Consider the following 26,346-nt stretch of genomic DNA (forward strand, 5'->3'; position numbering starts at 1 on the left):
GTTTCTCTAACTAGGTCACTGCCTTTGCCTGCGCAGTTTGAAGGCTGGCAAAACTAAACGATGGTTGAATTGTACTTTACATCCAACGTAGAAACTATGTGCGATAAAAAATGGGTGGAGATCCTCCACCCATTTTCGTCGGTCGGTTTCATTATTTGCGAGCATTAACCGCTTTCACAAACACTTCTTGCGCACCTTCAATTCCCAGTGCTTTCGCTTCATCTAATAGACTCAGCGCCTTAGGTAAATCATTCGCTTGCACAGCTCGCTCTATGGAGGAGAAGTAATAGGTTTGCGTATCTGGTTGAACCTGAATTTGAGTTTTCGCAGCATCCGTTGATGTTGTAGTTTGGCGATCTTCACTGCGTACAAAGGATAAGAAAGAAGGACCAGAGACATCCAGCTCAATCGTTCCGGTTAAGGTGTGAGGTACTGGAATATCTTTCACTTCCGGCAGATAGTTTCCCCGTGCCTCAGCATCAATCCTCGCAGGATGCGCAACATACGTGACACCTTTTAAGTCTTGCTGTTTGGTGTAAACCAAAACAAACAACGATTTGTAACCTTGCGGTGGATAGAAATCCAACTCTGCGACTAAGCGATTACCTAAATGCAAACGCGGTTTACGGTACTCAAAAGTCACCTCTTCATAGGATTCCACGACTTGACCTTGCGCATCGACAATCATCACATGCGGGTAAAATACCGAATCGCTAATCTCACTGGTGATCGTCAATGTCATTTGGCCACGATCCGCGGGGATCTCAAACAATGCGACAGGGCTTGCAATCACCTGATTGCGCAAATACTGCGTTTCCTTGGTCAACGCCACCTTAGTCGTGCTAGGTAATTTCACCTTGGTCGCTTGCAATTGCCCAATCTGCTGAACCTCCTGCCCTGTATTAGGCTTTACTTGCTCAACAACAGCTGTACTCTGACAACCCGCTAATGCAATACATCCCCCAAGTAATAAAGCTCTAAGCACCATAACGACTCCTTTTTATCATTTTTTTAAAGACTCTCATCAAACCTGTTGGCAAGAAACCATAAGCGCACAAATTTGTGCGTTACCCCCAAACTAGGGTGTCTTATGGCTTCACATATTGAATATGATATGAGCCTTGAAAAAAATAGCCGATCTGCATCGGCTATTTGAATTATGGACAATAAACGTTAAAGGTCAGTGGGTTAATTACCACCAAGCTTCAACTTGGATACCCACTACAAACTCAGTATCATCATCGCCAAACGCTTTGTCATTTTCAGTATCTAGAAGATAAGTACCGTAGACACGCAGTTCAGGACGTGCCCAGAAGCTGTCTCCCATAGCCCAAGCTTGTGCTACTGTGAATTTAGCATTGCCAAAATCTTCCGTAGCTAAACCACCGTTAGAAATTTTCTCACCAGCATTGTATCCCGCTTCAAACACAGTGCGCATGGTGTCATTCCACTTATACATTGGACGTACTACTACAGAATATTGATCAATATCGAAGCTCTTACCTGTATAAGTATTTTTATTAGCGCCATCACCGCCAAACTGACCACCAATATCACTACCTGCTAAGTAAGCTAATTGATGTCCCATTTCCCAATTTTCGCCTAGGTTAATTACACCCCAGTTTAATAAACGGAAACCTGACGCATCATTAAATGCCTCGGTTCCTCGTGCATAGTAAGAACCAGCACCCCAAAAATTAGCAGCTTGAGCGCCATAACCCGCTGTACCATATTGGAATACAGTTTGGTTAAAACCATTGCTCAGGCCTTGATGTAAAATAGCCGAAACTAGAACACCATCATCAGCGACTTCATTTTTACTGTCTTTCTCAGTGGCAAAGTTGTAGGCCATTGCCAGTTCAAGAGATGCGTTTTCCCATAGACCAATATTCGCTAGACGAGCATCAAAGATGTAACCTGAAGAATTCGTATTATCGCCATCTTGAACCAAAGCAACAGAGAGTTTTTGATTACCCACAGAAAGGTTTTCAATACCACCACCAGTGCCCGATGTGTTTAGGAAGTAGAAGTCAGTAATGTGAATGTCTTTACGTTGGTAGTAGCGTTTACCCGCCCACATTACTGCTTCTTGGTCAGAAGCAAGTAAGCCTTTAGCCTGAACGTTGAACTGTGCTACGTTAAAATCGCCATCTTCCCAACCATTTGCGCCGCTATTGCCTTGCGCAATCATTGACTCGACTTTCCACGTCTGTTCACCGGTTTTCAGTTCTTCAGCAAACCCAAACTCATAGTAGTTGTCGTTTTCGTTACCAAGACGACCTGTTCCTGCTTTGTTTACAGCCTGGTCAGCATTACCGTTACCACTAATTCCAGTACCAGCGCGGAAGTAGCCATTGAAATCGACAGCGAAAGCAGAACCAGCTGCGAGCGTCGCGGCCACTGCGGCAGCAATTACACTTACTTTTTTCATCGTTAACTCCATTTAGGGTTTTTATTTTGGATTCTTGACCCTCTTTTCTGTCGAGCCCCCAAAGGCAGAAAGTTGGCAGCATAAAAAGAGAGGTAAGACGGGAACGAGTCCCCAGTTGTTTCAACTGTGGTGAGATTACGTGAGGAGGATAAAAGGCACTTCCTCCACCCCATTTTTATTTGGGGGGGAGGAGAAAGGATGAGAAAAATTACAGTATGTTGTTTTTAAAACTTAGATCACGTTATTTAGGGGGAGTAGGTTAGCCACTTTCTAAATAAACCAATACAAAGTGTATGGAGGATCACTATTTAGCCCCATTCTCGTCATTAATATGAAATAAAATTACAGATAAATATTTGTGACCGCGCGCTTGACCTAAGACAAGCAAAGCCTTTTACTTAATAACGTGGTGCGCTAAAAAACGATTAAAAATGAAAATGAACCTGTCAACGCCTTTCCCATTAGGAGCAACACTCGATGCAGAGGGTTGTAACTTTGCGATTTATGCTCCAGCCAATCGAGATATTCTCTTGGCTCTCTTTCATGCTGACGGTAGCTATGAAACACATCAGCTTGAACATGAATATGCAGGGGTCAAACATACGCATATTTCTGGCATTCATGCTGGGCAGAAATACGGTTATTTAATCCAGCTCAATGATGAATTGCATTATATTTCTGACCCTTACGCTCGAGCGTTAGAAGGGCCGCTGCATTATGCTCCGCCATTTGACAGCCATAAAAGTTTTGATCTGCCAAAATGTGTAGTCACAGATACCCACTTTGATTGGCAAAACGTGGCTAAGCCGCGTATCGCCCGAGATGAGATGGTGTTATTTGAAACCCATGTCAAAGGGTTAACCCAATTAAATCCGGATGTAGAAAAAGCCCTACGTGGCAAATATTTAGGGTTGGTGAGCCAACCTATGCTGGATTTTTATCGCCAGCAAAATATTAATACTCTGCAGCTACTCCCAATTGCAGCTTGTATGCATGAGCCCCATCTCTTGGAAAGTGGCAAGGTCAATTATTGGGGTTATAACCCTTATGTATTTATGGCCCCCGATCCACGTTACGCAAGTAAAGACGCCGTCAATGAACTAAAAACCACCATCCGTGAGCTGCATCGCAACGGCATCCAAGTCATTTTGGATGTGGTGTATAACCACACTGCAGAAGGTGGAACCAATGGACCGGTGTTCAACCTCAAAGCCCTTGATCCAAACTACTATCTGCACCATGGCGATCACTACGCCAACTACACGGGATGTGGCAACACGGTCGATCTCTCCAACCAAGCGGCTCTGAATTTAGTGATGGACACGCTTCGCTGTTGGGTAACAGAATATCAGATTGACGGTTTTCGTTTCGATTTAGCCGCCACCCTCGGCCGACGTGGTGATGAGTTCAGCAAAGAAGCGGCCTTTTTCAAAGCCGTTGCACAAGATCCGGTGCTGCGCGAAGTAAAGCTGATTGCCGAACCTTGGGACATTGGCCCCAATGGCTACCAAGTGGGTAACTTTCCTTTTGGTTGGAATGAAACCAACGACAAACTACGCGATATTACCCGTAGCTTCTGGCGTGGCGACCTAGGCTTTTTGAAGGAGTTTGCAACACGCCTCATGGGTTCACGCGACCTCTACAGCGCGGCTAACTGGCCTTACAAACTGACCGTCAACTACATCACCTATCACGATGGGTTTACGCTGCAAGATTTAGTGTCTTATAAACACAAACACAACGAAGCGAATGGCGAACAAAACCGCGATGGCCATGGTGATAACCGCTCAGACAACTACGGTTTTGAAGGTGACACCGACAGTATCGTGATCCGCGCGACTCGTGAGCGGCAGAAACGTAACTTTATGGCTAGCCTGCTGTTTGCTTTCGGTATTCCACACATTCTCACCGCCGATGTGCTCTCACACACTCAAAAAGGCAACAATAACGCTTACTGTCAAGACAACGACATCAGCTGGTTAAACTGGGAAAACAACGAAACCAAACAAGATTTTCGTGAATGGCTTGCCGGTATGGTAGCAGCAAGACAAACCTACATGGTGCCCTTTATTCGCGCATTTAGTGGCGAAAACCGTAACAATAACCGTATTGCTTGGCGTAGGGTGGATGGCAAACCTATGGAAATGGATGACTGGAATCGCCTCTCCTCGGTCGCCTTGCATATCGGCATCGGTAGTGATGGCCCTGAAATGTTGTATTTGATTAATCAAACCAACGCGCCAGCGCGCTTTGTGCTCCCTAAAGATAGGCAGCAGGATTGGCGTTTGATTTGCGATACCAATATGCGCCATGCTCAGCATGGTCATGCTGAAGGTGAAGTGTTGCAACTGCCTGTTTCAATGTCGATTCTGCACTATCAACCAAAGAAAAAATCGGCTTAAAAGTAGCGAAGAGAGCAGCAAGCTGCGACAATGGCAACCTTTAGAGCGGCACCGTCTCGTGCCGTTCACACCAACAGAAGCAACGTTCTCGTTGCTTTCGCGTTACAGAGCTATAGAAAAACAGAGGAAATTGAATGAACCCCATTCTAGCGATGCTGAAAGAAAACAATATCAGTAACGAGCAGATCAACGAGTTGTTTCAAACTCTGACCCAAAACCCGCTTGCCGCCATGGCCACGCTGGCGCAACTCGGTCTTCCTCAAGACAAAATGCAAATGGTACTGGCGCAAGTAATGCAAAATCCGGCGCTGATCAAACAAGCCGTTGAAGAGCTGGGACTCGACTTCGCAAAAGTAGAAGCAGCGAAAGCCAAGCTCCAACAATAGGCCACTACCTTTTATACCCAAACGACTTGGAGTTGCAGATAGACGGTGAATGAGTGAATCCTCATAAGTATAGAGACACTCTGTGATTGGGATGAGCGAATGCAACCAACACCGCTGCAGCTTCAACTAGCAAGAGGATAGCAAAAGGCTATGATGAATAGCGGTTCATACATAGCCTGATCCTAGTGTCATTTTTTCACCACAACTCACGCCCAAAATTCTCATAGCGCTCAATGTCTGTTCACCCGTGTTTACACCTTATCGTCATAAAATCTCTTCACAATCCGACATAAAATGCGATAGATCGCACATAATTTCGTTTTATTAATGCAATCGGTGTTATACTCCGCTGCAATTCTTCACCAGCGTTATGCAACTTCGCTCGTGAACCGCAACTTGGACAGCGCATTCAACATATGGACGTGACCAACCCGCTTTACCACGAGGTCACAGACTCTTTATGGCTTTCTTCAAAAATTTAGCGAGAGGCAAAAAAATCGCAGTCGCGTTTGGCGTGATTGCCTTAATCAACTTAGCTTTTGGTGGCTACCTTTATAACTCCCTTCATACCATTAAAAGCGACGTACTCAATCTGACTGACGATACCTTACCTTCGATGATGTTGGTGAACGGTATCAAGTACAATATGTCCTCCGTGCGTAGAGCGCAAATCAGCTTACTTTCCTCAACCGATGAAGCAGAAATCGCCGAAGACATCCGCTGGATGAACGATCACTATCAACAAATCGCCCAAGATCTGAGCCGCTATGAGCGCAGCATTTGGACCGATCACGAACGTAGCATCTTCATGCCAGTGAAAAACTTATGGAACGAGTACTTACGCCAGCTCGGTTCATTTAACAACGACATCCTACAAAAAGAGATGATCAAAGCGCAGCAAGATCTGCAACGCTCTCTACCTACGTTTGAAAAGTTGGAAACAGCGATTGACGAACTGCTGAAACTCAACCTCTCTTATGTGGATAATAACCGCAGTGAGCTGACCGAGCTTATTGATAACATTAGCGAATTTTCTGTCGCAAGCATTGTTGCCCTCCTCGCCTTTATGAGTGCGGTGACGTGGCTGCTCACCAATCTTATCTGCAGTCCACTGATGCAAGTCGTCACTCAAGCGAATGCGATTGCCGAAGGTAACTTAGCGCACCGCTTAGATCGCAAAACCATCGGTCACGACGAATTAGGTGAACTGGCAGATGCCTGCAGCAAAATGCAAAATAACCTGCGCCTGATGGTCGAAGAGATCATTACTAGCGCGACTCAACTGGCGCATGCGGTGGATGAAGTGAGCGCGGTGTCCGAGCAAACATCACAAGGCATGCAGATCCAGCAAGAAGAAGTGATGCAAATTGCAACAGCCATGGCCGAGATGAAATCGACCGTAGCAGAAGTCGCTCGTAATACTGAAGTCGCTTCAGATGCATCACGCGACAGCAGCCAACACGCCAACGTGGGTTCACAACAAATGCGCGCCGTCAATGACTCGATTCAACATGTGAATCAAGAGATCGGCCGCACAGAACAGCGTGTGCTGGAGCTAGAAAGCCAAGCGCAACAAATCAACATGGTGGTTGATGTGATCAGTAACATCGCGGAACAGACGAACCTACTCGCACTGAACGCAGCGATTGAAGCCGCGCGCGCTGGCGAACAAGGCCGTGGCTTTGCGGTAGTCGCCGACGAAGTACGTTCGCTGGCAGGTAAAACCCAGCAGTCCACTGGCGATATCGTTGAGATCATTCAAAACTTGCAAGCCTGCGCACAAAAAGCACGCGAAACCACCAACAACAGTCGTGAGTTGATCAACCACTGTGTAGAGCAAAGCCAAGAAACACAGCAAGCGATTGAGCAAATTCGTCACCAAAGTAGCCAAATTGCCGATATGACAATTCAAATTGCCAGCGCCTGTGGTGAGCAAGATTCGGTGAGTGAAGAACTCAGCCGTAACATTGAGCGAATCAACGAGTCAGCCAAGCAAGTCGCACAGGGCTCCTCTAGCGCTGCTCAATCTTGCGCAGAACTCAGCCAGCTAGCGAGCCAGTTGCAAGATACGGTACAGCGCTTTCGTTTGTAATAGTTCGAACGAATAGGTATTTGATAGGGCGATGATATTCATCGCCCTTTTTTATCTCTAAGTGGAATGCCGAACTTATGATTCAAGCCACTCTCACAGCACATCAATCCAGATTCAGTTCCAATCACATTCAATAGTTCTTATCGCTGCCGCATCCTCGTCAAAGCAAACATAGGCGGATTTAGCTTGGTGAGCGTCAAAGCTAACGTATCCTGCCTTGAGATCCTCTTTTCTAAATGAAAGTTGAGTTGCTTCAACTTCTCGCCCATTAATTAATGTCGCTTTAAGCCGTTTAGTGAGCCAAACGGCCACTTTTTGCTGATGTTGAGATAGCGTCAAGGAAATTTCGGCGCAGCGCAATGGTGGGTTTGGTGATATGGTCTTACTGCCGTCATGTTCAAAGACTTGGTAGCCCCGATCCACATCCTGCAGTTGATTTATTGTCACCTCACAAATCGGTGCTCCCATTGCGTTCAAGGACACCATACCCAGTAAAACTGCTGTGCGTTTTCTCCACACCATTCCATTTCTCCATCACAATTTTGTGCTGAGAGTAACCCGAACGCTTCCAGAACGCTGTCAAAAAATAGTGAATTGCCGTTTAGCTAAACAAAACATCTGCCCACTATTCCCGCCCCTTCCCTGTCGTGTTTCAAAACATATCGGGCGAGAAATAAATCAAGCGGCATAACGGTTGCCGCTTGATTTCTAACTAGGCTCTCCACTTTAAGCTGTCGTAGTTTTACCTACCTGCAATGCCATATGGTTTGAACACATTGAGTCGATAACTTATTCCGACAATATTGTGGCCTCCGTTGGGGGTACAGGATCGCTTGCAACGACAGGAGCAATATCAACAACAGGAAGTGTATTTAGGCGCGTCGTCGGAGATATGGGCTCAACACATTGACACTCTTGTTCTTTCGCTTTACGAGTTTGATGGGGAGCGTACCAGCGTTTTAAACCTTGCTCTAGGCGCTCTGCCGCAGCGGTTGGTGTCATTTTGCCAACCAATACCGCTTGGCTCACTTCGGCAAGCTCATCACCTAACTTAGGTTGACCACGCGAAAGAATTTGCGTTGCGACCCGAATGGTTGAGTCACATTGATCGCGCCACTCCATCATTTCACGCGCCGCAGGATTGGTGACGTCAAAGAAGTGGTTAGACAACGAGAAAAACCCCGGTAGCGAATTGGTATACAACTCAGCAAACTCTGGTGTGGTTAACCATTGTAAAAAGGCCATCGCTGCTTGCGGATTTTTGCTGGCCGGGTTCATCCCCATACCGATGTCAGTGTGGTCAGTAAAGAAACAGCCATCCCCTTGCTTTGCGACAGGAGGGCGCATAACGCCAAAATCGACTTTATCGGTAAATGGTGCAATTTCCCACGAACCCGCCACATAAAGCGCGGCTTTACCCGAGGTAAAGAGCTCATTACTGGTGCCATAATCCCTCAGCTCACCGTCCTCACCTAAATAGGCTCGCCAACGCGCTAGCTCTTCAAACACCTTCACGTACTGTGAATCGTCCAAATGCTCTTGGCCATTAATCAAAGCCAAACGACCATCTTCCCCTTTCCAATAATTGGGGCCGATATTTTGATAGCCCAATTCAGATGCGACCCAGCTTTCAGAACCACTCATCGATAAGGGGATATAACGTCCATCCGCTTTCACTTTATCGAGAACGGTAAAAAACTGTTCACGGGTTTGCGGCACACTCAACCCTAACTCATTGAAAATTTTCTTATTATAGAAAAAACCATGTATCACTGAAGCCATAGGGACACAGAAGGTTTGTGCCCCAGAATCGGTTTGCCAAGGCGCTTGGGCAAAGCTCGGGAAATTTTCCATCCCAGCCATTTCGGTGATTTCTGCCAAGTGCCCGGCTTTGAAAAGTGCCAAAGAATCATCAAACGGGCGGCAAGTGATCAAATCTCCCGCTTTTCCAGCTTTTAAGTTTTCCCACAACGTTGGCGTATAGTTCACATTCGGCACTGGGTTAAATTTCACTTTGATGCCAGGATTCGCAGCTTCAAAAGCGGGGATGATTTTTTGCTCCCACAGCGCCTTATCATCGGCGCGCCAACTTTCAATCACCAATTCGCTGGCCATCAACTGACCCGATAGTAGGAGACCTAGAGCTCCAATCCACTTGTTCGTCATAAGCCCTCCTAGACCTTAAAGTGTGCAATGAGTTGTTGCTGCTTAGCTGCAAGATCAGCCAACACTTCACTGCTGTTGGCGGATTCACGCGCTTCACGCTCCGTTTCATGGGCAACTTCTGCAATCCCAGTTACATGGTGCGCAACACTTTGACTGACTACGATTTGCTCTTGCGCCGCATGGGCAACTTGATCGGCCATCTCTTTAATCGCTCCCATACGATCAGCGATCGATTGCAGCGCAGAATCCATTTCCCTTGTCTGCTCAACACAAGCACGAGTTTGCTCTTGGCTGCGCCCCATCACTTCGACCACTTGCTTACTCGACTCCTGCAAGTTCTCAATCATATGTTGGATCTCTTCGGTCGAGGTTTGAGTGCGCGTAGCCAAAGCACGAACTTCATCCGCCACCACCGCAAAACCGCGTCCGGCATCTCCGGCACGCGCGGCTTCAATCGCCGCATTGAGTGCCAACAAATTGGTTTGCTCGGCGATACCGCGGATCACATCCAAAATACTGCCAATGTTATTACTAAACTCGCCCAGTTTATGGGTAATGCCCACGGCCGATTCCATATCACTCGCTAACTGCTCGGTAATACGACGTGTCGTGGCGACCTTTTGACGCCCTTGTTTTGCTTCTGCATCCGCGCGATCCACCTCGTCTTTCGCACCATCGGTTGAACGCGCTACTTCGGTGGCACTGACTTCAAGCTCTGTAATGGCCGCTGCCACTTGGTCGGTTTGGCTCTTTTGTTCTTGCACCCGCGCCATAGCGCGTTCACTGATCTCCGCTGAGCGGCTTGCTTCATTCACCAGATGGCGTGAACCGGCGTTGATTTGTGACAGCAGCTCACCGGTTTTGTCCGCCAGAATGTCAATTGAACGAGAAAGCGCCCCAAACTCGCAACGAGTTGGGTAGTTAATGCGCCGTGTCATATCGCCTCGAGCCATATAAGCCAGCTCGTGATTAATTTTTTGCAACGGCTTTTGAATACTGCGCGCCGTGGTGTAACCAATCACTAACGCAACAGCAGCAGAAATCGCCGAGACCGCCATAATCCAGAAATTCGCACTGCTCACCGCAGCATCCGCCAGCATACGACTTTGCTGAGCAATTGAGCCGGCATATTTCGCCATGTCATCCAGTTTCGCTAAGCTACTGGCAAGACTGGCATCGACCTGTTGGTTTTGAATGAGCAGAGCATTTTCCAACTGCTGCGCTTTACGCATGGTTGCCAGCAAACCATTTTGGCCCAAAGCGAGCTCTTGTAGGCGGTTGAGGTTTGCGATGTAGCGCGCTTTTACATCGTCAGGAACCAATACACGATCGAGTCGTTTTCTCGCCATTTCGATGTCTTTACTCAGAACTTTTTCCAGTTCATTTAAATCTGTCTTGGCATCCGCTCGGCGAATATTTTTTAAATCGCGGGCAATTCCAGACGTGATCAGCTCAGCTTTGTTACGCATCGAACGTTGACCCGAGCTCTGTTGTAATAACAAATCGGCGGCCCATTGATAGGTATCCTCTAAGCGAATAAAGGCAATTTCTAATTTGCGACGCTGCGCCAGCGCATTCACCCATTCACTATGTTGAGTCAGTACTTGATCCGCTTGGCTATAAAACTGATTGGTGGCCTGTAACACATCTTGGAACTGCTTTTGGCTCTCGGTTGAATCCGTCAATGCGTTCATTTGCTGACTCAATTGTCGAAAGCGTGCTTGCTGATCTTTGAACTTGTTCGACAGTTGGGGGAGCTCACCAGCCTCTTCACTAGTGCGAAATTCCAGCACCCAACGGTTGCTCTCTTGTAACGCTTCCTTAAGACCCGCAACCGCCATCACTAAAGGTGTGGCTCGATCTGACACTTCTGATAACCCATCGTTAATACCGCGGATTTTCAAAGTACTAATGACACCTAATAGGATTAACAACAGGAGCATCAATACGAAGCCAGCGATAATGCGCTGCACGATAGATAAACCCATGAACCTATCCTCATGATTCAATGAAAAGATACGTTAAACATAGACAGATTAAATAAAAGCCGCGAGTTGGACATCACGATTTGTGACACGCGCTTTTCGCGGTTGTTTAAATTAGGAAGGCTTGGTATGGGATATTGGCCTACTTGAACCCTACGCACGCTCTGTCTACAATGGCGCACTTTTATCGAGTCAGGTCACATACAATGAACAACACTACAGCAAAACCCACCCTACCCGATCGCTTATCTGGTAATTCACGCAGCCCATTCTTTATCAAAGAGTGCTTTGAGCACCAAATCGGTATCCGTTTTAACGGTAAAGAGCGTACCGATGTAGAAGAGTACTGCATCAGCGAAGGCTGGATTAAAATTCCATCACCAAAAGCGAAAGATCGCTACGGCAACCCTATGCTGATCCAATTGAAAGGCACGGTTGAAGCTTATTACGTGTAAGTATTCACTTTCGTACAAAGGCATATTTTTATTGCTTGAGTCGTAAAAAAACCGCCTCTAGAAATAGAAAGGCGGTTTTTTATTTTCGTTCGCTTATCGCTGACGACGCGCTTCAATCGCAGCAGCCAGTTGGCGAAGTACTGTTTCGGTGTCTTCCCAGCCAATACACGCATCCGTGATGGATTGACCGTAAGTCAGATTACAACCTGGGGTCAGATCCTGACGTCCCTCAACGAGATGCGATTCAATCATCACCCCGAAGATAGCATGCTCGCCTTGCGCAATCTGCGCCGCAACATCTTCCGCCACTACCATTTGACGTTTGAACTGCTTAGAGCTGTTCGCGTGACTGAAATCGATCATCACTTTCTGTGGTAAGCCAGCCACTTCCAGCTCTTGCTTGATATTGCTCACGTGCGCCGCGCTGTAGTTGGGTTCTTTACCGCCACGCAGAATAATGTGGCAATCTGGGTTACCTGCGGTTTCGACAATCGCCGAATGACCAAACTTGGTAACAGACAAGAAGTGGTGAGAGGCACCAGCAGAGCGAATCGCATCAGACGCGATTTTAATGTTGCCATCGGTACCGTTTTTGAAACCTACAGGGCAAGACAACCCCGAAGCCAATTCACGATGCACTTGTGATTCAGTGGTGCGTGCTCCGATCGCGCCCCAACTGATCAAATCCGCCACGTACTGCGGCGTGATCATGTCGAGAAACTCACTCGCGGTCGGCATCCCCATGTCGGTCAGATCCAGCAGCAATTTACGCCCCATGCGTAGGCCATCATTGATCTCATAAGTGTCATTGAGATACGGATCGTTGATCAGACCTTTCCAACCCACTGTGGTACGTGGCTTCTCAAAATATACGCGCATCACGATTTCTAACTGACCACTGAGCTCATCACGCAGTGCTTTTAGGCGCTGACCATATTCAATCGCTGCTTTCGGGTCATGAATAGAGCATGGACCAATCACCACCAACAAGCGATCGTCTTTATCTTGCAGCATGTTATGAATCGCTTCGCGCGCTTGAAACGTCGTGGACGACGCCGTTTCGGTCGCTGGGAATTTCTCTAACACCGCGACTGGTGGCAGTAGCTCTTTAATCTTCTTAATTTTTACATCATCAGTTTGAAACATCGTTACTTCTTCCTTTACTTTCTGGTTACCTTGCCAGTCAACGGCTCCAGCCTTGGTAATCACTGCACCTGTCGTTTCTTCGGGTAACTTATCGGCACTTGAAAAATATCGCAAGCACTATTTTTAAATAAAGGCAAGATTCCACTTTTCTTTACAGGAAAAACAAGATGTAAATAATAAATTACACCCTATTGAGTAAGCCTTAGCCACTCAAAAAACGGCTCAGTAAAACCGAATCAATTAATGCATTGTGAGTTTTATGTTGCTAAGGTAGGGCAATAAGAATCACAAAGATAACAAGATGAAAGTGATAGAGTTTCACCAAGTCAGCAAATGGTACGGTCAATTTCAAGCGCTCAAATCGATTTCTCTTACGGTCAATAAAGGAGAGATTGTGGTGATTTGTGGTCCTTCCGGCTCCGGAAAATCAACCCTAATCCGCACCGTAAATGGCTTAGAAAGTATTGATAGCGGTGAAATTATCGTTTTACCCGAATTGGATGAACGCACGCGACGCAGCGGTAAGATCGGCATGGTGTTTCAGCATTTCAACCTGTTTCCACATCTAACCGTATTGGAAAATCTCACCCTCGCGCCCATCCGCACGCTCAAGCTCTCTGCGCAAGAAGCCAAGGAGCGTGCTTATCATTTTCTGCAACGGGTGAAGATCACCGATCAAACACATAAGTACCCGATTCAACTCTCTGGCGGCCAGCAACAACGGGTAGCGATTGCTCGCTCCCTGTGCATGCAACCGGAGATTTTGCTGTTTGATGAACCTACGTCCGCGCTCGATCCTGAAACCATTAACGAGGTACTCGAAGTGATGGTCGACCTCGCGCAAGATGGCATTACCATGATGTGCGTGACTCATGAAATGGGCTTTGCGCGTAAAGTCGCGCACCGCGTGATGTTCATGGATGAAGGGGAAATTCTCGAAGTGGGTTCACCCGAACAGTTGTTCCAAAACCCAACGCATCCACGTACCCAACAATTTCTCAATCAGATCCTGAGCCATTGATGATAAAACGCTTTTTCCGCCCTCTGCTGTTTGCCGCCCTGCAAATGATGTTAGTGTTTGCCGGATTGGTCTGGCTACTCGATTCCGGCGCAGAGGCGATGGGCTATACATGGCAGTGGCATCGCGTGCCTGAGTATGTGTTGATTTTTGAAGACGGCGAATGGTGGGCAGGTGATTTACTGCACGGCCTGTTGGTCACATTGCAGCTCACTGGGATCAGTTTGATTTTCACTTTGGCTTTGGGTTTAACCACCGCTTTGCTGCGTCAGTCACGTTCACTGGTCGGGCGAGCTTTAGGCACCGGATACATCGCGGTAGTTCGCAACACGCCGCTTTTGGTGCAAATTTACCTCCTCTACTTTGTGTTTGGCCCCGTCATTGGGCTCGACCGCTTTGCCACCGCGGTGCTTGCCCTCGCTCTGTTTCAAGGAGCGTATACCGCAGAGGTATTTCGCGGCGGGTTAAACAGCATTCCGCAAGGCCAGTATGAAGCGGCACGCTCGCTAGGCTTATCGCGCTTTTTTACCTTTTACGATGTGATCCTACCGCAACTTCTGCAACGTACATTACCTCCACTGACCAATGAGATGGTGTCGCTGATTAAAAACTCGTCTATTGTCAGTGTGATGGCGATTTTTGATCTCACCACTCAGGGACGAAATATCGTCTCGGAAACCGCGATGCCGTTTGAGATCTGGTTCAGCGTCGCGGCGATCTATCTGTTGTTAACCCTGACTCTATCAGCGTTATCAGCTTGGCTAGAACATAAACTGGGCGCGCAGTGGCGCTCACCATAACGCGAAAAAATGCGCGAAATAAAAAGGGAACTCTTATGCAATTATTCGGACAACGTTTAGGTCGATTCAGCGTTAAAACCTTACTTACGGGCTTGTTGGGTCTGGCTTTCACTTTGCCAGCAGTGGCGAGCGACACACCCAATCTTGATGCGATTAAAGAGCGTGGCACGCTGCGCGTGGGTATGTCGACCTTTGTGCCTTGGGCAATGCGCGATAAGCAGGGTGAGCTGATTGGCTTTGAGATTGATGTCGCTAAACGCTTAGCCGCCGACTCAGGTTGGCAAGTGGAATTTGTGCCGACCGCATGGGATGGCATTATTCCCGCTCTGCTGGCCAAAAAATTTGATGTGATCATTGGCGGAATGTCGGTCACGCCTGAGCGTTCAAAAAGTGTGCTGTTTACTGCACCCTACTCACACTCTGGTGTGCAACTCGCTGCCAATAAAAAGCTCGCGGAAGGTTTTACTCAGCTCGAAGACTTTAATAAGCGCAACGTAAAAATCGCGGCTCGCCGAGGTGCTTTTACCGTGCAAGTGGCGCGTGAAACCTTCCCGAAAGCCAGCGTGCTGCAATTTGATGACGATGCCCAAGCTTTCCAAGAAGTAATCAACGGCAACGCGCATGCGGTGATTGCTTCAAGCCCAAAACCCGAGCATGAAAGCATCAAACACAGTGATTCGCTGTTCCTTCCTTTCAGTGAGCGTTTAAGTAAAGGCAATGAAGCGTTTGCAGTGCGTTTAGGGGAAGAAGATAAGAAAGCCTTTTTTGATCAATGGATTGCGGACCGCACTGCTGATGGCTGGCTGCAAGCGCGTTACGAATACTGGTTCTCCACTTTAGATTGGCAGGATCAGATCGCCTCAGGTCAGTAAATGAATAACTATGGCGCAAAATCCTCCTCGGGCTATCGTTTTACTTTGCTGGATGGCGGATTACTGCTCGCAATCGCCAGCCTCATCGGCTGGCTCTATTACCGTTCGGAAGTAGGCATTCACTATCAGTGGCATTGGCGTGAAGCGTGGACGCTAATTTTCACGCCGCGTGCCGATGGCAGCTTGCCCTACTTCTTACAAGGCTTAGGCGCAACGTTACGTTTAAGCTTGTGGGGCATGGTACTGGCTTTAGTGTTAGGGTCACTGATCGGCATCGCGCGCAGCCAAAAGGCGTGGTTTGTGCGTTTACCCGCTAACGCATTTGTACAGCTAGTACGCAATATTCCACCACTGGTGTTTGTGTTTATCTTCTATTTTTTCATCTCCAATCAACTCATCCCGCTACTGGGTTTGGATGAGTTACTGCGCTACCACACAGCGGAAGTTCACCCGCTGATCACTTGGCTGTTTGGCCCTGCCCGCTTGTGGGAAAACTTGTTGTCCGGCGTGTTGTGTATCGGGTTGCTCTCTTCTGCTTATATTGCTGAAATCGTACGAGCGGGGCTCGCCAACATCCCACAGGGACAATGGGAGGCCGCGGATTCGCTTGGCTTGCCAACGTGGGGCAAATACCGCTATGTGATTGCCCCACAAGTGCTGACCGCCATTACCCCAGCGCTGGCTGGGCAGACAATATCCCTCATCAAAGACACGTCGATCATCTCGCTGATTTCGATTCAAGAACTGACCTTTGTCGGCAGCGAAATCGCCAACTCATCTGGACTAATTTTTGAGATTTGGCTGATTGTCGGCGCAGCCTATCTGGTGCTTTGCCTCACGCTGTCTATGCTGTTTAAGCAAGTAGAGAAGCGCAGCTTACGCCATTTAAGCCGTTGAACGATGAAAGACGGTATCGAAGCAAAGCCAGTTTAGCGATTGCTTCGATATTTTTGAGAATAAATATCAATTAGACTGAAACTTCAAAACCTCAATAGACAAAGGTGACCCCATGAATTCACAAGTCACACACTGGTTGGCCAGAGATCCGGATCCTAAGACTCGTCAAGAACTGCAACAGTTGATCGATACTCAGCAAGACGCGCAGATTGCCGAGCGCTTTCAATCACGCCTTGAATTTGGTACTGCGGGTTTGCGTGGCAAAGTCGGCTGTGGCCCTAACCGAATGAACCGTTTAGTGATCCAAGAAACGGCGGCGGGTCTGGGGCATTACTTGATTGCTCAATTACCCGATGCCAAAAGCCGCGGCGTAGTGATTGGTTACGATGGCCGCCCAGATTCAAAGCAGTTTGCTCACGATACCGCAAGCGTGCTGACTTCACTCGGCATCAAAACCTATTTGACCTACCAAGTCGCGGCGACCCCTATCGTGGCTTTCGGCGTACGCCATTTCAATGCGGCCGCCGCAGTTGTAGTAACCGCAAGCCACAACCCGCCGGAATACAACGGATTTAAAGTGTATTGGGAAAACGGCGCGCAAATTATTCCGCCGCATGATGCAGGTATTGCGGCTTGTATTGACCAAGCGGCGCAGCAAGCGATCCCTTACCTCGCCCTTGAACAGGCTGAGCAACAAGGCCTGCTGCATTGGCTGCGTGATGAGTATTACCAAACTTACCGTAAAACGATTGGTGCAAGCCCACTCTTGCAGCATCACACTAAGCCGCAAGCGCTAAGCTTGGCTTACACCGCGATGCATGGCGTGGGTGCCAATATGGCAGAAACCTTACTCGCCGATGTCGGTTTTACTCACGTCAGCAGCGTGAAGGAACAGCGCGAGCCGGATGGCACATTCCCAACCGTCAACTTCCCGAACCCTGAAGAAGCGGGCGGGATGGATATGGTGATGGCACTGGCCAAAAAAGTCGGCGCTCAGCTTGCTTGTGCGAATGATCCCGATGCGGATCGCTTTGCGGTTGCCGCGCGTAAAGCCGATGGCGAATATCAAATGCTGACCGGCGATCAAGTCGGCTCACTGTTTGGTCACTATCTGCTCTCGCAAACCGATGCTCATCGTCAACTGGTCGGCAACACTATCGTCTCTTCCAGCTTGCTCAGCAAAATCGCCGCAGCTCATGGCGCGCGTTATTACCAAACCCTCACTGGTTTCAAATGGTTGACCAACGTGGCGATGCAAGAGCAAACCGAGCAGCACCAATTCCTGTTCGCTTATGAAGAAGCCTTGGGATACACCATTGGTAGCACAGTGTGGGATAAGGATGGCTTGTCTGCTCTGGTTGCGTTTGCTCAACTGGCGGCAGAGCTGAATGCGCAAGGCAAAACGGTATGGGATCAGCTTGAAGCCCTGTATCGCCAGCATGGCCTGCACGTGAATGCGCAGCGCAGCATTGCGCTGGATCCGAACTCGCCACCGGTGGGTGATAAATTGCGTGCCACGCCACCAAAGGACATTGCAGGACGTAAAGTGCTCATCGTGGAAGATTTTAAACTGGCACGCCGCACCTTTGCCGATGACAAAACCGAAACGATTACCCTGCCAACCAGTGATGTGCTCATTTACCATCTGGACGGTGGCGCTCGCGTGATTGTGCGCCCATCGGGTACTGAACCTAAGCTCAAGTGCTACTACGAGGTAGTGACGCCGTTTGCGGCTGGGGAAGATTTTGTGAGCGCGCAAGAGCGGGCCGATGAGCAGATGTCGCTGCTGATTGCAGAGCATCAAACCAGCTTGTAATCTCCCAATAGATATATGCACTAAGTAAACAAAGAGAGATTTATCTCTCTTTGTTTACTTAATTTTCAATGGCAACTTTGGTCTCTGGAAATTCAACCACTTGATGCTGATGTAAAGAGTTTATATCACCTGTAAAACGACCGCCTGGCTCGATACTCAAATCATCACTACACAAAGTGCCGTTAACACAACCCTTGCTGAAAATCTGTATTTTTTCTGCGTGGGCGGTTCCTTCAAAGAAGCCATTAATGATTAGATGTTCGGCAAACACTTCTCCATGTATCGTGCCACTTTCACTGACAACAAGAGTCTTATCGACATGTAATTTACCTTCAACTAAACCATCAACTTGAATGCAGTTTTCTACCTTTAACTCTCCGGAAAAATGGCTTCCTTTTGCGATGAGAGTTGTAGCTGAGAGCTGACTCTTTGCTCGGCGTTGTTTACTAAATATTCCCATCTTATTCCTCTTACTTTAGTAAATATAGTTTCAAAATTATTGATTTCCCAATCGACAAAAGGCCTCGGATCTAATGGCCTACCAATAAAACGAATCTCATAATGTAAATGAGGGCCTGACGACAACCCACTATTGCCAGAGTAAGCCAATAAGTCACCTTTTTTCACAAAATCACCATTTTTCACAACAAATTTATGTAAATGTGAATACGAACTACTGAATCCATACGCATGTAACAAGCGAATAAAATTACCTGATCCAGTTTTGCTTATACGAGTTACTTCTACCACGCCATCTGCAGTAGCATAAATGGGGGTACCTATATTGACCGCAAAATCTTGCCCTCGGTGTATTTTTAGTTGACCCGTTACTGGATGTATACGCTTACCGTAGCCGGAAGAAGTGCGCGCCCCCAGTACCGGAGAACCACTTGGAATTTGTGCCAACATTAATATTCGTAGTGAGGAAGTAAGTGCTGCATAATCTAAACGAGATTCCAGTTCTGAATCGGTTTCATTTACACCAAGCACTTTCTCTAAATCACCGAGGCGCTCAGATACTATCTGGCTCCTCTCTTCGTGTACCGCTAAATCACTTTCAAGGTTTTCTTTTAGCTCACTAAGTGAAGAAACCTCTTCCAGTAAAAACACTGACTGACTTTCCAGCTCTTTCTGTTTGAGTTTGGCAAAATCAACTTGGTTTTTTAGATAAAAAATTACGCCAATAGTAGTACCCCCCCCCACTAATATGATGTACCCCATACTTTTGAGAGCGAAGCGAAATACTTTTCCTAAATAAAAATGCTGAGTTCCACGGATAGAGGAAACAGAAACAATCATTCTTTCTTTCATACCAATTCATTTCTTCATCTGGATCGCAAAGTTGTGCGTATGACATTATCCATGTCTATTTGTATGAAAGTCATTTAAGTTAAAAACAACCTTCATCTGTACTATGTGTAGGTCTTCCTACTTACGTATAGTGTACGTTCATAGGTAAAAAAACCATTTCTGTAGCTTAATTACAAATCGAATAAAAATGGAAGGGGAGATGGATAATGCCGATCACCAAGAAATCAAAAAGAGTGATAAATATCAATTATTTTTAATTTAAAATTAAAAATAACACCGAAACATGACACAGGTCACACTATGGCCCGTGTAAAAAATAACAAAAACGAGATTTACATCAACTTAAAAATTATTGACAAAATAAAAAATAATAATTTACCAAAAGGACGCGTGAAAAAAGTTGAAATAGATCACCATAAACCTGTGAATAAGTACAAATTTTAGCGACGTAAGTCACAAAAAACCCGTTGGTGATTCCATTCGAAATTTGTGTGGTAGAGTGATTGTGTACTAAGCAATCAACGGTTTTTGCCGAACCGTTACTACGATTAAATTCAAACGGAACATCCAACGGGGGACGCGATGATATCATCAGACGCCAAGGTCAAGATACAAAATTTTGGCCGTTTCTTATCAAACATGGTTATGCCGAATATTGGCGCTTTTATTGCGTGGGGCTTTATTACTGCGCTTTTTATTCCAACAGGCTGGGTACCCAATGAGACGTTAGCCTCTTTGGTTGGGCCTATGATTACCTACTTATTGCCACTGTTGATCGGTTATACCGGCGGTAAACTGGCAGGTGGCGAGCGCGGTGCGGTAGTGGGTGCCATCACCACGATGGGCGTGATTGTCGGTACCGACATTCCCATGTTCATGGGCGCGATGATCGTCGGTCCTATGGGTGGCTGGGCAATTAAGGCGTTCGATAAAAAAATCGATGGTAAAGTGCGCAGTGGCTTTGAAATGTTGGTCAACAATTTTTCTGCCGGCATTATCGGTATGCTATGTGCCATCATCGCTTTCTTCCTGATCGGCCCATTTGTGAAAGTGCTGTCAGGCGCATTAGCGGCTGGAGTTAACTTCCTCGTGACCGCTCACCTACTCCCTCTGACGTCCATTTTTGTTGAGCCAGCCAAAATTTTGTTCCTCAACAACGCGATTAACCACGGTATTTTCTCACCGCTGGGCATTCAGCAAGCCAGTGAAACAGGTCAATCTATTTTCTTCTTAATTGAGGCCAACCCAGGTCCTGGCCTTGGTATTTTGCTGGCGTACATGGTGTTTGGTAAGGGGACAGCTCGCCAAACCGCGGGTGGCGCGACCATCATTCACTTCTTTGGTGGTATTCACGAAATCTATTTCCCTTACATCCTAATGAATCCACGCCTGATTTTGGCGGCGATTGCGGGCGGTATGACCGGTGTGTTTACGCTCACCGTATTTAATGCTGGTCTGGTATCTCCAGCATCTCCGGGCTCTATTTTCGCGGTACTGCTGATGACTAATAAGGGCTCAATCTTAGGTGTAGTGTGTTCCATCTTTGCAGCGGCAGCGGTTTCTTTTACCGTCGCAGCGCTACTGATGAAAGCACAAACTTCAACCGAGCAAGATGGCGATAAAGACGCGTTGGTGAAAGCCACCTCGATAATGCAAGAGATGAAAGCGGGTTCAAAAGGTCAAGCGGCACCGACGGCGACCCAAAGCAAAAAAATCGACATGGCGAATGTACAAAGCATTATTGTCGCTTGTGATGCGGGTATGGGCTCTAGTGCCATGGGTGCCAGCATGCTACGTAAAAAAATTCAGGAAGTCGGTTTGCCCGTTACGGTAACGAATATGGCCATCAACTCACTCCCTGCTCATGTGGATATGGTGATCACCCACCAAGATTTGACGGACCGTGCACGTCAACACGCGCCGAATGCCGAGCATATTTCACTCAATAATTTCCTAGATAGCGCGTTGTACAACCAGTTAGTGACTCAACTTCTGGCCGCAAAGCGCCAAGCGGCCAATGATAGTCAGCTGATCAAGCCTTCGATTTTGGCCGCTAACGATGACCGCTATGAAGTACAGCAGCCAAGCGTATTCCAACTGCAAAAGGAGAACATTCACCTTGGCCTGAACGCCAAAAATAAAGAGGAGGCGATTCGCTTCGCGGGTAATAAACTAGTTGAACTGGGTTACGTCCACCCAGAGTACGTCGATGCCATGTTCGAGCGTGAAAAGCTGGTTTCAACCTACCTTGGTGAGTCCATTGCCGTACCGCACGGTACTGTGGATGCCAAAGATCGCGTGATTAAAACCGGCATTGTGATTTGCCAATACCCACAAGGCGTCGCTTTTAGTGAAGACAGCGGCGATGTCGCCAAACTCGTGATTGGTATCGCTGCCAAGAATGATGAACATATTCAAGTCATTACCACCATTACCAATGCCCTCGATGACCCAAATGCTATCGATAAACTCACCTCCACCAAGGATGTGAGTGATGTATTGAGCATTTTGGCCACCAGCCAAGCGGCATAACGTTTTTGCTCCTGAGGCAAAACGAGGTCAGCAACGCCCCCTATGTGGCTGACCTCACCTCAGGCGGTGAGAGAAACATTCAACATTGAGGTAGGTAAAGATGAAAAAGAATGCAGTTCATTTTGGTGCTGGCAACATTGGCCGTGGCTTTATTGGCAAACTTCTGGCGGATGCCGACATTGCCGTCACCTTCGCCGATGTCAACGAACCCCTTGTGGATCAACTGAGTCATCAACAAGAATACAAAGTCAAAGTGGTCGGTAGCGAATGCAAAATGGAAACCGTTAGCCACGTCACCGCCGTCAACAGTGCTAGTGAAGCCTTGATCGAGCGGATTATCAAAACCGATTTAGTCACCACGGCGGTTGGGCCAACAGTGCTGGATATCATTGCCAAAACCATCGCCAAGGGTTTGAGCGCTCGCTTTGCCGCAGGTAATACGCAACCACTCAACATCATCGCCTGTGAGAATATGGTGCGCGGTACGACTCACCTTAAGCAGCAGGTGTATCAATTCCTCACTACCGAGGAACAACAACAAGCTGATGCTTTAGTGGGCTTTGTGGATTCCGCAGTCGATCGCATTGTGCCACCGTTGCAAGCAGCTAACGACGATCCGTTGGAAGTGACCGTAGAAAGCTTCAGCGAATGGATTGTGGATGAGCAGCAGTTTAAAGGCGAGATCCCACAGATTGAGGGAATGGAGAAAACCGATAACCTGATGGCGTTTGTCGAACGCAAACTGTTTACCCTCAACACGGGTCACTGTGTGACGGCTTATCTGGGCTGTTTAAAAGGTCACCGTACCATCCGTGAAGCGATTGAAGATCCGTGCATTCATGCACAGGTGAAACAAGCGATGCAAGAGAGCGGCGAAGTGCTGATCCGCCGCTATGGTTTTGATCGCGCCCTGCACAGCGCCTACATCGAGAAAATCCTAAGCCGCTTTGCCAATCCTTATCTGGTGGATGAAGTGGATCGCGTTGGTCGTCAGCCGCTGAGAAAACTTAGCGCAAATGATAGATTAATCAAACCTTTACTCGGTACAATTGAGTACGGCTTACCAAACGGCATGTTATTGAAAGGGATTGCCGCAGCGCTGAAATATCGCAATAGCAGTGATCCCCAAGCCGTCGAATTACAACAAAGTATTGAAAAAGAAGGTGTTCGCTCTACACTTGCCCGCTATACCGGGTTAGCCGCCGAAAGTGTGGAAGCACAACAAATTGAAGCTCTCTACCAACAGATGGATTGAAGTATCAGGATAACCGTTTGAAAAAATGCGGTTATCGGTAGTCTTAAAATGTCGAGAGCTGTCACTCGCTCTCGACTTAACTCAACAACAGATCAGTTTATGGCAGAAAAAATTAACGAATCCGACATTCTGGAGCGCTTGAATCAGACCCACACGGTACGAGGATTCTTCATTACAACGGTTGATGTGCTAACCGAAGCCATTGATGCACTGATGCAACGTATTTTCCGTAAAGACAATTTCGCGGTGAAATCCGTAGTTGAACCACTCTTGCACGATACAGGACCGCTGGGTGACCTAACGGTTCGCCTGAAACTTTTATTTGGTTTGGGCGTGATCCCAGATGAGGTTTTCCACGATATTGAACACTTAATCAAACTGCGCAATCAGCTCAATCATGATGCAACCGAGTACCAATTCACCGACCCGCAAATTCTCGCGCCAATCAAAGCACTCAATCTGGTCAAAAAAATGGGCATGTTGCATTTAAACGTCGTGGAGCCAGACGACGATATTGACCTCAGCTTTTACCACCTGCAATTGCAACGCCAACAGCAAGTGATCAAATCTGGTCTCTCTCTGGCCATCATTCAAATTTGTAATGCACTCAACAAAGACAGCCCGTTTTAACGTTTAGGTGCACGCCGATTTCGCGTGTTCTCCGCTCAACTTCCACATCCATTTTTCATCTTGTTTGCGTATCGTGTTAGCCTGAAGCCTTTCTGATGACAAACGAGTGAAGCATGAAAATCGCTATGATTGGTCTGGGAGATATTGCCCAGAAAGCTTATCTTCCCGTATTGGCTCAATGGCCAGATATTGAATTGGTGCTCTGCACCCGAAATCCGAAAGTATTGGGGACTCTAGCGACGCGTTACCGAGTCAGCGCGACGTGCACCGACTACCGTGATGTGTTGCAGTATGGTGTGGATGCAGTGATGATCCATGCGGCGACCGATGTACACAGCACACTTGCGGCGTTTTTTCTGCATCTAGGGATCCCAACTTTTGTCGATAAACCACTCGCCGCGAGCGCGCAAGAGTGTGAAAACTTGTATGAGTTAGCGGAGAAACATCACCAACCACTTTATGTCGGGTTTAACCGACGTCATATCCCGCTCTACAACCAACATTTGTCCGAGCTGGCTCAACAAGAGTGTGGGGCGCTGCGTTCACTGCGTTGGGAAAAACATCGCCATGCCCTGCCCGGCGATATTCGCACCTTTGTGTTCGATGATTTCATTCATCCTCTAGATAGCGTCAACCTTTCGCGTCAGTGCAATTTAGATGACCTCCATCTCACCTATCACATGAGTGAAGGACTCCTCGCCCGCCTTGATGTTCAATGGCAAACGGGCGATACCTTATTGCACGCTTCGATGAACCGTCAGTTTGGGATAACCACAGAGCATGTCACGGCCAGTTATGACAATGTGGCTTATCTGTTTGATTCCTTTACTCAAGGAAAAATGTGGCGAGATAACCAAGAAAGTCGAGTGGCCTTAAAAGATTGGACACCGATGCTCGCCAGTAAAGGCTTTGACGCTATGGTGCAAGATTGGTTGCAAGTTGCAGCAGCAGGCAAACTACCCACTCATATCATTGAACGTAACTTAGCCAGTCACCAACTGGCTGAAGCGATTTGCCAGCAGATCACTCAACAGGTAACCAAGGGCTAAACGTTGTCCCCACCAACGTTGCCCCCACCATAGAGAGAAGCGCTAAGGTGGGGGCTTTGTCATTCGTTAGTATGCTTGTGATGACGAGATCACGGGGGACTTACCAGCTTTTTTCGCCCATGTTCACTTCAGCGCTAAGCTGTAAGCTACCGTCATCCGGTAAGACCGGATACTGCGCACGCATTTTCTCAATCACTTGTGAAGAGTGCGTCGAGCTATCCAAAGCTTGTTCAAATTTCACCAAATACTCTTTCGTGAAAGAGATGGCTTGCGTACCTTGTGGGATTTCATGACCATAATGACCAGGGATCACCTGTTTTGGTTTGAGTTCGAGCATACGATCTAAGGTTTCTACCCATTCCATACGTGCTTGCTTGGTTTGGCTATCCGCAGTCCAAACATGCATATCACTCATTACTGCGACACCACCCAAAATCGTTTTCTCTGCAGGCAACCACAGATAGGCTTGCGGATGATTGAGCTGTTTGATCTCAATTTTACCGCCATTGAGCACAAACTTAGTACGATTATCGACTTTAGGTACAATCACTTTTTGCGGCGCATTTTCAGCGAGGATGGGTCCCCAATACTCGATTTTGGCGTCTTTAGTCGCTTCAATGTGTTTGACCACACTTTCACTGGCTAGAACCGGAACGTTTGGAAAGGCTTCCACCAGAGGTTGTAGGCCAAAATAGTAATCCGGATCGCCCGCGCTGATGTAAATAGCGGTGAGCTCTTTGCCTGATTGCTTGATCATGTCGACCAGCTTAGCACCATCATTCACACCAAATTGAGCATCAACGAGAATGGCTTGTTTCTCGTCACTGATGAGGGTTGAGCTGACGGGGAAAATGCCATGTTCACCTGGGTTATACGTTTGCAGTTCTAAAGCCGCTAAGCTTGAAAACGCGGGTAATAGCAGGGCTGAAGTCAAAAGGGTACGAGTAAGTTTCATGCTGGGGTCTCCGTGGTGCATCAATAGAGCTACAGCTTATTGTGCTTTAAGCTGAACAAATAGATCGAAACAAGAACATCACTGATTCAAATCAGTTAACTAATTGCGCAGGATTGCCTAAAGCCTCACAGTTCTTGGTCGTTCTTGC

The 26,346-nt window shown here is 47.4% G+C and carries 21 protein-coding genes and 1 pseudogene; 13 read left to right on the forward strand and 9 right to left on the reverse strand.

Annotated elements, in window-relative coordinates:
* Nucleotides 1-151: 151 nt before the first annotated feature.
* The gene (locus tag T411_RS0103025) at nt 152-988 is read right to left on the reverse strand and encodes a MalM family protein (protein ID WP_000244228.1); all 837 of its coding nucleotides are present in this window, start codon (nt 986-988) and stop codon (nt 152-154) included.
* Between the two features lie 204 nt (nt 989-1,192).
* Entirely contained in the window at nt 1,193-2,431 is a 1,239-nt protein-coding gene (gene lamB / locus T411_RS0103030; RefSeq protein ID WP_000757932.1) for a maltoporin LamB, read from the reverse strand.
* Between the two features lie 431 nt (nt 2,432-2,862).
* On the opposite strand from lamB, the gene glgX reads away from it, so the two are divergent.
* The 3 genes from glgX to T411_RS0103045 all read left to right on the forward strand — a co-directional run bounded on the left by glgX (nt 2,863) and on the right by T411_RS0103045 (nt 7,311).
* A complete protein-coding gene (gene glgX, locus T411_RS0103035; protein ID WP_000783456.1) occupies nt 2,863-4,833 on the forward strand; it encodes a glycogen debranching protein GlgX in 1,971 nt (656 codons plus the stop codon).
* Nucleotides 4,834-4,967: 134 nt separating this feature from the next.
* The gene (locus tag T411_RS0103040) at nt 4,968-5,219 is read left to right on the forward strand and encodes a DUF2999 family protein (protein WP_001068179.1); all 252 of its coding nucleotides are present in this window, start codon (nt 4,968-4,970) and stop codon (nt 5,217-5,219) included.
* Between the two features lie 460 nt (nt 5,220-5,679).
* Nucleotides 5,680-7,311: a methyl-accepting chemotaxis protein gene (locus T411_RS0103045; protein ID WP_000863753.1), complete on the forward strand. Its 1,632-nt coding sequence runs from the start codon at nt 5,680-5,682 to the stop codon at nt 7,309-7,311.
* A gap of 114 nt (nt 7,312-7,425) precedes the next feature.
* Here the strand turns inward: T411_RS0103045 and T411_RS0103050 are convergent, their stop codons facing one another.
* From T411_RS0103050 to T411_RS0103060, 3 genes and pseudogenes are all read right to left on the reverse strand, one after another.
* Entirely contained in the window at nt 7,426-7,779 is a 354-nt protein-coding gene (locus tag T411_RS0103050) for a hypothetical protein (protein WP_001893521.1), read from the reverse strand.
* Nucleotides 7,780-8,208: 429 nt separating this feature from the next.
* Nucleotides 8,209-9,426 (reverse strand): annotated as a pseudogene (locus T411_RS0103055) (ABC transporter substrate-binding protein); the annotation flags it as partial.
* A 59-nt stretch (nt 9,427-9,485) separates the two neighbouring features.
* On the reverse strand, nt 9,486-11,465 hold the full coding sequence (locus T411_RS0103060; RefSeq protein ID WP_000524461.1) for a HAMP domain-containing methyl-accepting chemotaxis protein: 1,980 nt from the start codon (nt 11,463-11,465) through the stop codon (nt 9,486-9,488).
* A gap of 203 nt (nt 11,466-11,668) precedes the next feature.
* Between T411_RS0103060 and T411_RS0103065 the strand changes: the two genes are divergently transcribed.
* Nucleotides 11,669-11,917 carry a DUF3297 family protein gene (locus tag T411_RS0103065; RefSeq protein ID WP_001066591.1) on the forward strand — a complete coding sequence of 83 codons (249 nt, stop codon included), beginning with the start codon at nt 11,669-11,671 and terminating at the stop codon, nt 11,915-11,917.
* Nucleotides 11,918-12,010: 93 nt separating this feature from the next.
* On the opposite strand, the gene aroG is transcribed toward T411_RS0103065, so the two are convergent.
* The gene (gene aroG, locus T411_RS0103070; protein WP_000487857.1) at nt 12,011-13,063 is read right to left on the reverse strand and encodes a 3-deoxy-7-phosphoheptulonate synthase AroG; all 1,053 of its coding nucleotides are present in this window, start codon (nt 13,061-13,063) and stop codon (nt 12,011-12,013) included.
* Nucleotides 13,064-13,370: 307 nt separating this feature from the next.
* On the opposite strand from aroG, the gene T411_RS0103075 reads away from it, so the two are divergent.
* The 5 genes from T411_RS0103075 to T411_RS0103095 all read left to right on the forward strand — a co-directional run bounded on the left by T411_RS0103075 (nt 13,371) and on the right by T411_RS0103095 (nt 18,466).
* A complete protein-coding gene (locus T411_RS0103075; protein ID WP_001918017.1) occupies nt 13,371-14,084 on the forward strand; it encodes an amino acid ABC transporter ATP-binding protein in 714 nt (237 codons plus the stop codon).
* Nucleotides 14,084-14,881, forward strand: coding sequence for an amino acid ABC transporter permease (locus T411_RS0103080; RefSeq protein WP_000595720.1), 798 nt, complete (start codon nt 14,084-14,086; stop codon nt 14,879-14,881). The genes T411_RS0103075 and T411_RS0103080 overlap by 1 nt, the downstream gene beginning before the upstream one ends.
* 35 nt (nt 14,882-14,916) lie before the next feature.
* Nucleotides 14,917-15,753, forward strand: coding sequence for a transporter substrate-binding domain-containing protein (locus T411_RS0103085; RefSeq protein WP_001175798.1), 837 nt, complete (start codon nt 14,917-14,919; stop codon nt 15,751-15,753).
* Nucleotides 15,754-16,650: an amino acid ABC transporter permease gene (locus T411_RS0103090; RefSeq protein WP_001067242.1), complete on the forward strand. Its 897-nt coding sequence runs from the start codon at nt 15,754-15,756 to the stop codon at nt 16,648-16,650. It abuts the gene before it with no gap.
* A 112-nt stretch (nt 16,651-16,762) separates the two neighbouring features.
* The gene (locus tag T411_RS0103095) at nt 16,763-18,466 is read left to right on the forward strand and encodes a phospho-sugar mutase (RefSeq protein WP_001088340.1); all 1,704 of its coding nucleotides are present in this window, start codon (nt 16,763-16,765) and stop codon (nt 18,464-18,466) included.
* A gap of 58 nt (nt 18,467-18,524) precedes the next feature.
* Here the strand turns inward: T411_RS0103095 and T411_RS01000000118985 are convergent, their stop codons facing one another.
* Together T411_RS01000000118985 and T411_RS0103105 are read right to left on the reverse strand one after the other, a co-directional pair.
* Nucleotides 18,525-18,926 (reverse strand): bactofilin family protein, encoded by a 402-nt coding sequence (locus tag T411_RS01000000118985; protein ID WP_001882826.1) that lies wholly within the window; start codon nt 18,924-18,926, stop codon nt 18,525-18,527.
* Nucleotides 18,836-19,777 carry a M23 family metallopeptidase gene (locus T411_RS0103105; protein ID WP_000664562.1) on the reverse strand — a complete coding sequence of 314 codons (942 nt, stop codon included), beginning with the start codon at nt 19,775-19,777 and terminating at the stop codon, nt 18,836-18,838. The genes T411_RS01000000118985 and T411_RS0103105 overlap by 91 nt, the downstream gene beginning before the upstream one ends.
* A gap of 582 nt (nt 19,778-20,359) precedes the next feature.
* Between T411_RS0103105 and T411_RS0103115 the strand changes: the two genes are divergently transcribed.
* The 4 genes from T411_RS0103115 to T411_RS0103130 all read left to right on the forward strand — a co-directional run bounded on the left by T411_RS0103115 (nt 20,360) and on the right by T411_RS0103130 (nt 25,243).
* Nucleotides 20,360-22,309: a PTS mannitol transporter subunit IICBA gene (locus tag T411_RS0103115; protein WP_000625706.1), complete on the forward strand. Its 1,950-nt coding sequence runs from the start codon at nt 20,360-20,362 to the stop codon at nt 22,307-22,309.
* 100 nt (nt 22,310-22,409) lie between these two features.
* Nucleotides 22,410-23,564, forward strand: coding sequence for a mannitol-1-phosphate 5-dehydrogenase (locus T411_RS0103120; RefSeq protein WP_000739122.1), 1,155 nt, complete (start codon nt 22,410-22,412; stop codon nt 23,562-23,564).
* A 99-nt stretch (nt 23,565-23,663) separates the two neighbouring features.
* Nucleotides 23,664-24,194 (forward strand): MltR family transcriptional regulator, encoded by a 531-nt coding sequence (locus T411_RS0103125; protein WP_000818298.1) that lies wholly within the window; start codon nt 23,664-23,666, stop codon nt 24,192-24,194.
* A gap of 113 nt (nt 24,195-24,307) precedes the next feature.
* On the forward strand, nt 24,308-25,243 hold the full coding sequence (locus T411_RS0103130; protein WP_000684891.1) for a Gfo/Idh/MocA family protein: 936 nt from the start codon (nt 24,308-24,310) through the stop codon (nt 25,241-25,243).
* Between the two features lie 100 nt (nt 25,244-25,343).
* Here T411_RS0103130 and T411_RS0103135 read toward each other — a convergent pair whose 3' ends face one another.
* Entirely contained in the window at nt 25,344-26,198 is an 855-nt protein-coding gene (locus T411_RS0103135; protein WP_000779375.1) for a Vmh family MBL fold metallo-hydrolase, read from the reverse strand.
* Nucleotides 26,199-26,346: the final 148 nt, after the last annotated feature.

The organism is Vibrio cholerae ATCC 14035 (assembly GCF_000621645.1).
Taxonomy (GTDB): domain Bacteria; phylum Pseudomonadota; class Gammaproteobacteria; order Enterobacterales; family Vibrionaceae; genus Vibrio; species Vibrio cholerae.

Coding starts and splice junctions, on each gene's coding strand:
- lamB (WP_000757932.1), bottom strand. CDS start 2,431: ATGAAAAAAGTAAGTGTAATTGCTGCCGCAGTGGCCGCGACGCTCGCA.
- T411_RS0103085 (WP_001175798.1), top strand. CDS start 14,917: ATGCAATTATTCGGACAACGTTTAGGTCGATTCAGCGTTAAAACCTTA.
- T411_RS0103125 (WP_000818298.1), top strand. CDS start 23,664: ATGGCAGAAAAAATTAACGAATCCGACATTCTGGAGCGCTTGAATCAG.
- T411_RS0103080 (WP_000595720.1), top strand. CDS start 14,084: ATGATAAAACGCTTTTTCCGCCCTCTGCTGTTTGCCGCCCTGCAAATG.
- aroG (WP_000487857.1), bottom strand. CDS start 13,063: ATGTTTCAAACTGATGATGTAAAAATTAAGAAGATTAAAGAGCTACTG.
- T411_RS0103130 (WP_000684891.1), top strand. CDS start 24,308: ATGAAAATCGCTATGATTGGTCTGGGAGATATTGCCCAGAAAGCTTAT.
- T411_RS0103040 (WP_001068179.1), top strand. CDS start 4,968: ATGAACCCCATTCTAGCGATGCTGAAAGAAAACAATATCAGTAACGAG.
- T411_RS0103050 (WP_001893521.1), bottom strand. CDS start 7,779: ATGGGAGCACCGATTTGTGAGGTGACAATAAATCAACTGCAGGATGTG.
- T411_RS0103065 (WP_001066591.1), top strand. CDS start 11,669: ATGAACAACACTACAGCAAAACCCACCCTACCCGATCGCTTATCTGGT.
- T411_RS0103095 (WP_001088340.1), top strand. CDS start 16,763: ATGAATTCACAAGTCACACACTGGTTGGCCAGAGATCCGGATCCTAAG.
- T411_RS01000000118985 (WP_001882826.1), bottom strand. CDS start 18,926: ATGGGAATATTTAGTAAACAACGCCGAGCAAAGAGTCAGCTCTCAGCT.
- T411_RS0103135 (WP_000779375.1), bottom strand. CDS start 26,198: ATGAAACTTACTCGTACCCTTTTGACTTCAGCCCTGCTATTACCCGCG.
- glgX (WP_000783456.1), top strand. CDS start 2,863: ATGAAAATGAACCTGTCAACGCCTTTCCCATTAGGAGCAACACTCGAT.
- T411_RS0103060 (WP_000524461.1), bottom strand. CDS start 11,465: ATGGGTTTATCTATCGTGCAGCGCATTATCGCTGGCTTCGTATTGATG.
- T411_RS0103045 (WP_000863753.1), top strand. CDS start 5,680: ATGGCTTTCTTCAAAAATTTAGCGAGAGGCAAAAAAATCGCAGTCGCG.
- T411_RS0103025 (WP_000244228.1), bottom strand. CDS start 988: ATGGTGCTTAGAGCTTTATTACTTGGGGGATGTATTGCATTAGCGGGT.
- T411_RS0103105 (WP_000664562.1), bottom strand. CDS start 19,777: ATGAAAGAAAGAATGATTGTTTCTGTTTCCTCTATCCGTGGAACTCAG.
- T411_RS0103120 (WP_000739122.1), top strand. CDS start 22,410: ATGAAAAAGAATGCAGTTCATTTTGGTGCTGGCAACATTGGCCGTGGC.
- T411_RS0103115 (WP_000625706.1), top strand. CDS start 20,360: ATGATATCATCAGACGCCAAGGTCAAGATACAAAATTTTGGCCGTTTC.
- T411_RS0103090 (WP_001067242.1), top strand. CDS start 15,754: ATGAATAACTATGGCGCAAAATCCTCCTCGGGCTATCGTTTTACTTTG.